This window comes from Variovorax sp. P4_D9 (genome assembly GCF_056401695.1).
Genome location: NZ_JBFUIU010001257.1, coordinates 1 through 1,909 on the forward strand (window position 1 = coordinate 1; position 1,909 = coordinate 1,909).

The window sequence follows — 1,909 nt, forward strand, 5'->3', positions numbered from 1 at the left end:
GCACCAAGGTTGTGTTGTTCGCGAAGAAGGAAGCCGATGCAAGCCTGTCTGCAAGCTTCATCTCCGCGGGTAAGGACGGCGTCACGCCGCCGATGTGACGTGAAGAGCGCGATGATTCACCCGCTGGCAGTGCGTGCCGCCCACTGGATCAATGCGTTCGCGATGGCCTGCATGCTGACCAGCGGCTGGGCGATCTACAACGCGTCGCCGATCCTGCCGTTCCAGTTCCCCGCCTGGGCGACGCTCGGCGGTTGGCTCGGTGGCGCCATTGCGTGGCACTTTGCGGCGATGTGGTTGCTCGTCGTGAACGGCCTGCTTTATGCGCTCTACGGCATCACCAGCGGCCACTTCCACCGCGACTTCCTCCCGATCCGCGCCAGCGACCTGATGCGCGACGCCGGGCGCGCGCTGACGTTCCGGCTACGGCATGAAGGCGGCCGCTACAACGCGGTGCAGCGCTTCGCCTACGTCGTCGTGCTGCTGCTCGGCGTGCTCGCCGTCGCGTCGGGGCTGTCGATCTGGAAGCCTGTGCAGCTGGCATGGCTGGTCGGCCTTTTCGGCGACTTCGACTTCGCGCGCAAGGTGCACTTCGCGGCGATGGCCGGCATCGTCGGCTTCGTCGCGATCCATCTGCTGCTCGTCCTTCTCGTGCCGCGCACGCTACTGCCGATGGTCACCGGCCGCGCGCCGGCCTCTCACCGTACCGCATCATGATCAAGCTCTCCGATCACAAGAAGCAGCTCGTGAATCTGGAGCGACGGCTGCTGCTGCGTTCGTCGCTGTCAGTCGGCGCGCTCTCGATGCTGTCCGGCTGCAACCTGCAGGATAACGACCAGGTCGACAAGGTCCTGTGGGCGTTGTCGCGCTGGAACGATCGCGTGCAGGCCTGGCTCTTCAACGGCAGCCGCCTCGCGCCGACCTATGCGGCGAGCCAGGTCACGAAGCCGTTCCCGTTCAACGCGTTCTATGCCGAGTTCGACGCGCCCGAGGTCGACGTGTCGAGCTGGCGGCTCGAAGTTTCGGGACTCGTCGCCGACAAGACGGCGTGGACTGTCGAGCGCCTGCGCACGCTGCCGAAAGCAGGGCAGATCACGCGCCATATCTGCATCGAAGGCTGGAGCGCGATCGGCGACTGGCGCGGCGTTCCGCTCAATACCTTCTTGCAGAGCATCGGCGCCGACACGACGGCGCGTTACGTCGGCTTCAAGTGTGCCGACCGCTATTACTCGAGCCTCGACATGGCCAGCGCGCTGCACCCGCAGACGCTGCTGGCACTTGACTTTGGCAACGAAGCGCTGCCGACGGCCTACGGCTTCCCGCTGCGGCTGCGTGTGCCGACCAAGCTCGGCTTCAAGAGCGCGAAGCACGTCGCTGCGATTTTCGTTACCAATACGAATCCCGGAGGCTATTGGGAAGACCAGGGATACAACTGGTTCAGCGGAATATGACATCCGTCAACTCTCCGTCCCTCGTCGCTAACTCGGTGGTCATGACCGCCACCCGCCTGACCGACCACCTCGTCAGTTCACAGGAGCTTTCCCATGATCAATCGACGCCACTTCTCGACCGCGCTCGCCGCGGGCGCGGCCGCATCCCTGGTTTCACCCTTCGCCCGCGCGCAAACCGCGGCGCCGCGCATTCGCAATGTCGTGCTGGTGCACGGAGCCTACGCCGACGAGTCGTGCTGGAGCGATGTGATCGGCCGCCTGCAGGCCGCCGGACTTCGTGCCATGACGGTGCAGAACCCGCTGACCTCGCTTGCTGACGACGTCGCCGCAACGCAACGAATCCTCGCGCTGCAGGACGGGCCGACAGTGCTCGTAGGCCATTCGTTCGCGGGCACGATCATCAGCGAAGTCGGTATCGACCCCAAGGTCGCCGCGTTGGTCTACGTGGCTGCCCGTGCACC

General features: G+C 65.2%; 3 protein-coding genes. All 3 read left to right on the plus strand.

The annotated features are described in order from the left end of the window. Positions 1 to 162: 162 nt before the first annotated feature. Positions 163 to 714, plus strand: a complete 552-nt coding sequence (locus AC1DY5_RS53665) for a cytochrome b/b6 domain-containing protein (RefSeq protein WP_478122362.1) — start codon at positions 163 to 165, stop codon at positions 712 to 714. After that, entirely contained in the window at positions 711 to 1,448 is a 738-nt protein-coding gene (locus AC1DY5_RS53670; protein ID WP_478122360.1) for a molybdopterin-dependent oxidoreductase, read from the plus strand. The genes AC1DY5_RS53665 and AC1DY5_RS53670 overlap by 4 nt, the downstream gene beginning before the upstream one ends. Before the next feature lie 93 nt (positions 1,449 to 1,541). After that, positions 1,542 to 1,909: alpha/beta fold hydrolase (locus tag AC1DY5_RS53675; protein ID WP_478122361.1), on the plus strand; the 368-nt coding region annotated here is incomplete at its 3' end.

Excerpts from the sequence above, each read along its gene's own strand:
- AC1DY5_RS53665 (WP_478122362.1), top strand. The coding sequence starts at position 163 with ATGGCCTGCATGCTGACCAGCGGCTGGGCGATCTACAACGCGTCGCCG.
- AC1DY5_RS53670 (WP_478122360.1), top strand. The coding sequence starts at position 711 with ATGATCAAGCTCTCCGATCACAAGAAGCAGCTCGTGAATCTGGAGCGA.